This window comes from Micromonospora sp. ATLC16 (genome assembly GCF_057196645.1).
This window is the reverse complement of the sequence record NZ_JBXUOW010000129.1, coordinates 1-4547: the sequence shown is the minus strand read 5'-3', so window position 1 is coordinate 4547 and position 4547 is coordinate 1. Positions and strand designations below refer to the sequence as shown.

The following is a 4547-nucleotide window of genomic DNA, read 5'->3' as shown; positions in this document are numbered from 1 at the left end:
ACCGCCAACCGGGTCGCACGCTCACGCAGCTCATCGTTGTACTTCTTCGGTGCCGGCATCGCTGGTGTTCCTCCCAGGTTTCGATGTCTCCATCAAACCCGGTGCGGGACAGTTTCGGCAGCCCCGGGAAAGGGAGCTCTCGCTGTCGGCCAGGCGAGCCAGGCCGAACACGTGGACAGCCGGACCAGCCGCATTCATGACCTCCGGGGCCATGCCAGAGGCGCGGCGGGAACCTTCAAGCAACGCAAACCCACTCCTACCCGGCATAAGCGCGTCCGGCGGCCGAAGTTCGGAAGTCACTGGACGTGGGTCACCGTCGGCGCTTTGGTAGTGCTGGTTTGGCATTGTTCCGGTCAGATGGACAGGACGCGCTCGACGAGGTCCGGACAGTGGGTCTTCCAGTTCAGCGCCGGGCCCTTGCGCATGAGGTCCAGGTTGAGCCTGCGGGCAGCCTTGATGATTCCTGGGTGGGTGAGCGCGTCGTGGCCGGATCGGATCGACGTGAAGTGCAGTCCCAGTACCCCGGGGCGGATCCGGTAGCGGGCCTCGACCGTGTTCATCCACGCCAGCCCGAGGCGAGTACGAAGGTGCGATCTTGCGGCAGCCCGATCGATATTCATGAAGAGGCGCAGATCCTGCGGGGTGTGTCTGTCGTGGTAGACGTACAGGGTCTCCAGAGCGTGCACCGAGACGGTGAGCAGGCGCGGGTAGGTGGCGGCATTGGTAGCCGGGAGCGCGCTGATCGTCCAGTAGCTGAGCTCCGTCAGCTCCGGCACCGGTATCGTGGCGCGCAGGTAGGTGCCCACCAGGCGGGCCAGCTCGTCGGTGAACCGCGGATCGGCCGTCAGTCGAGTGAAGCGATGTCGACCCCGGTGGTGTAGGACGGGATCGTGTGGCCGGCTACCGAGGCGAACTATCCGCGGCTTGTGGTCAATCAGCCAGCGTCGCTGCTCCGCTGGCGGTAGGAGAACGTCCAGTTCGCTGGCACCGAGCCGACCCGCGGTGTGTACGACATTGCGCAGCTGCACCCCGGCTGCCTCGCGCCGGCGGATCTGATCACGCTCCGCCTCGTCGAGCTGGCTACGGTTGACGCGTTGGAAGGCGATCTCGACGATATCCGACCAAGTCCGGCGGTGGGCGCAGAACCGTGTCACCACATCTACAGCCTGTCCCACATAGTGCTGGCCGTCGGCGAAGGTCAACTCGTACACCCCGCACCGGCCACGTGCCTTGGGCAGTAGGTGAGCGATCGAGTTCAGCCCGCCTACCTCCAGCCGAACAACTTCAACGCCGTCCACTGGACGACAATAAGCCATAGATGATCAGCCACGGGACAAGGCAGCCCTGCAGGTCACCGCACCCGGCTGCGCCAGCGCCTCCCCGACAGCACGCGGACGGCGGCAGATCAGGATGCCTGACGCACCTGACCGACCTGCGCCTGCGGTCTGGCCGGCGCGTTCAGATGCTGTGTGCTCCGGCGTAGAGCACGTACCACAGCGCCGCACTCAGGGCACCGCTTGCGATGGCTGCGGTAAGCAGCGTCGGCCACACGCGCCAGAGGCGGTGCGCCGCGCCCAGCCAGGCCAGGACGACGATCGGAAGCACGATCTTGACGAGTTCCCCGACCACAACGCCTCGGAGGAATTCTGCATGGTACGGATCGGACACTGTCAACAGCTGCCAGGGTGGTGCCAACATCACGGCCTGCCAGCCCTCGCCAGAGAGAAGGCCGCATACCGCCCCCGCAGCCAGCGCCGAGGTCGACACTTTGCCGACCCGAACGATATGGCCGAGCAGCCCGAGCACCGGTCCCCCGACGAGGGACCCGGTCAGCCACAGCGCCGTCATCATGGCAACCGAACGCAGCCCCAGCAGGTCGGCCGACGTGCCGTCCTCCAGGGTGCCCCCACTCCACCGACGACTGACCACCAGCACAAGCAGGTAATAGAGCAGCGTGGCCAGCACCAATAGCGCGGTAGCGCTACCAACCGCTCGTTTCGCCGTGGCAGCAGAACGGCCGACCAGGAACGCCGCCAAGCCCCAAGCGAAACCGCTGCTGGTCAGCGCGATCAAGACCTGCCCCACACCGCCCGCAACGGAGTCGGCCGCGAACGCGAGCAGGCCAAGCGCGACAGCGGCAGCCGCGACCACCGCCGCATGGCTACGACAGGATCCCCCAACAGCAACGTCGGTTACGCCCGCCTCCTCCGAAGGGGCGCCGACGATACCAAGATCCAGCATTGCCGCGGTTTCATCCCGACACCGAAGGAAGCATCCTCATCTCGGCTACGTCCGGATGGAACCCGGGCCGGCTCAGCGGGACGCTGCGTAGCGCGCGGCTCGCGGCCAGATGAGCGTGCCGAGCTGGGTAGCCGCAAACCGCATGCAGTCGGCTGAGGGCATTGCTACCTTGCCACCGGTGGCGAGGCGAAGGTATGTGGCGAGGGGCGTTGACGGCGGCTACCGGATCTGGGACAACCGGGCCTGCCGGTGGTGGGGCGACCTTTATGAGCTCTGCCCAGGCGAGTTGCTCAATGAGCTGAACGGTGCCCGTGACTACGCCAAGATCACGGCGCTGCTCCGGAATTACCGAGCACAGAAGCGGTAACGCAGTACAGCAATCAGCCAGTCCGCGTGGATCGTCGGGACGGATGCCGCTGTTCGGTCGTTAAGCGATGGTGGCGCGCTGATGATCTTTACAAGAGTCGAAAGCCGTGCGAGCGTCGGTCTGTGCTCCCCATTGGCCTTGGCAACTCCGCAGGCGCATCACCGCAGGCCCCGCTCGGGGTCCTCGGGGTTCTGTTCCTGACGTTCGCCCTCGGAAACGTCGTCCTGCGGCTGTGGGCCACGCGCCGGCTACGAGCAGGCAGAACGCTGCCGGGACCATCCCGAGTGCTTCGCCTGTTCGTCAACCACCCAAAGCTCTTCTTCGGTGCCTTGTTCGTACAGATCACGATCGGCGTCCTGCTGGTGCTCACGGCCATCGTCACGACCGGTCCTTGAGACTCGGCTCTGCCGTCGACCAGCTACGGAAGACTCCCTCAAGGGGTGGGTCTCTTCAGCACCCGCCTCGGCGGCAGATCAGTGCCCAGTTCAGGTGGCGGTGAAGACAACGGCACGTCCCGCGGCTGCAGCCCGCTGGTAGAACTCCCGAATCTCGACGAGGTTGTCCCAGGTGTAGTCGAAGTCGGCGTCGTCGAGGGCGCCGCGATAGTCGGGGTCGTCGATTGCGTCGAACCGCTGGCGCAGCTCGCGCCGGTCGACGGATTGCAGAGCGGCGGCCACGTCCCGGGCCTCGTCCACCGTGAGGTAGACCACGACGTACTCGTCGTGCAGCCGGCGCCCGCCGAGCACCGCATGGCTGAACGGATACTCGCCACCGTCAGGTTCGAGGGTGCCGTCGGTCAGGCACCGGTGGATGCCGTCCCATGCCTTGTCGGTGTCGACGGTCAGGCCGTCCTCGGCCCACGACTCCTCGATCTCCTCAATGAGTTCGTTCACCGCGTCGCCGTCGCCGTCATCGCCGGCCGCGAGCAGCGACCGCTCCTGCTCCCGCGTGATCGCGAAGTGCACTCCCAACACGTAGAGATCCTATGCTGATCTTCACCAGTGGTTGCGGAGGTTCACCTCGAACCACGGCACGAAGGAGCAGCAAGGGCGGCGCGCCGATTGCGGCATGACCGTGTTGCTGATCTTGGTGGCTGCGACCGATGCTGATAGTCCTGGACTTACCGGCGGTCGCTGCGGACGAAGGGTCCGACGGTGCTGTGTCGGGTGAGTGCGGTTGGCGGTGTCCCGGGGGCCAGGATCCATTCGTCGGCGAGCGTGGCGATGGTCAGGTCGCCGGTGTCGAAGCGCAACACGAGGCCACAGCTGTACTGGCCTTGATGGTCGAGGATCACGGCACCGTCGGTGAGTCGGGCGCCGATGAACCGGGCCAGCACGTCGGGGTGTCGTGCCGGCCCTACCTCGGTTTGCCCGTGCGGCCCCATGTCGTAGGAGCCGTAGGGATCTTCTACGGCCAGCAGGAACTGGTCACCCCGGCCGTGTACGCGGATCGGGGTTGCGTGTTCGAAGACCAGCCATGCGTGCAGCAGGCTCTCGGCGTCCGGTCCGCGCCGTCCCGCGTGCCAGTGCCGGGCCTCGGTCACCTGGTCCAACCGCCGACCGACCATGCTCGTCAACCACGCGGTGACCATCCGCGGATCGCTGAATCCCACGTACCACCGCTGATCCTTGGCTGACAGGCTCTGCCACACCGCACGAGCCGTGGCCTCATACACATCACCGACGCCGGTATCGACCTCAGTCACGACCACCTCGGTCACGGTCACCGCCGTCGGCGGCTGGCTCCCCAGTGCCCACCAAGCGCCCAACTCAGCCTCATGCCGGAACTCGTCACCAACCACTGCCTCGACGTTCACCTCGGCCTGACCGGCAGGGCATTCGCAAGATCGAGATATGACCGGATGGCCGGTTGTGAGGTAGTCACGCCGGTTTCGGTGGATACGTAGAAGAACGCGGTCCTCTGGTGATCATTCAGGTGT

The 4547-nt window shown here is 65.9% G+C and carries 6 protein-coding genes; 2 read left to right on the top strand and 4 right to left on the bottom strand.

The window, feature by feature from the left end; translation table 11 throughout:
- Window positions 1–353 precede the first annotated feature (353 nt).
- Both AC2CHE_RS26415 and AC2CHE_RS26410 read right to left on the bottom strand, forming a co-directional pair.
- The gene (locus AC2CHE_RS26415; protein ID WP_484507540.1) at window positions 354–1298 is read right to left on the bottom strand and encodes a GIY-YIG nuclease family protein; all 945 of its coding nucleotides are present in this window, start codon (window positions 1296–1298) and stop codon (window positions 354–356) included.
- A 160-nt stretch (window positions 1299–1458) separates the two neighbouring features.
- Entirely contained in the window at window positions 1459–2241 is a 783-nt protein-coding gene (locus AC2CHE_RS26410; protein ID WP_484507539.1) for a hypothetical protein, read from the bottom strand.
- Between the two features lie 196 nt (window positions 2242–2437).
- Here AC2CHE_RS26410 and AC2CHE_RS26405 point away from each other — a divergent pair, with 196 nt between their 5' ends.
- Together AC2CHE_RS26405 and AC2CHE_RS26400 are read left to right on the top strand one after the other, a co-directional pair.
- Window positions 2438–2608 (top strand): hypothetical protein, encoded by a 171-nt coding sequence (locus AC2CHE_RS26405; RefSeq protein ID WP_484507538.1) that lies wholly within the window; start codon window positions 2438–2440, stop codon window positions 2606–2608.
- A gap of 122 nt (window positions 2609–2730) precedes the next feature.
- Window positions 2731–3003 (top strand): hypothetical protein, encoded by a 273-nt coding sequence (locus AC2CHE_RS26400; RefSeq protein WP_484507537.1) that lies wholly within the window; start codon window positions 2731–2733, stop codon window positions 3001–3003.
- Window positions 3004–3093: 90 nt separating this feature from the next.
- On the opposite strand, the gene AC2CHE_RS26395 is transcribed toward AC2CHE_RS26400, so the two are convergent.
- Window positions 3094–3582, bottom strand: a complete 489-nt coding sequence (locus AC2CHE_RS26395; RefSeq protein WP_484507536.1) for a YfbM family protein — start codon at window positions 3580–3582, stop codon at window positions 3094–3096.
- A 146-nt stretch (window positions 3583–3728) separates the two neighbouring features.
- Complete coding sequence (locus AC2CHE_RS26390; RefSeq protein WP_484507535.1) at window positions 3729–4313, bottom strand: hypothetical protein; 585 nt, start codon at window positions 4311–4313, stop codon at window positions 3729–3731.
- Window positions 4314–4547 lie beyond the last annotated feature (234 nt).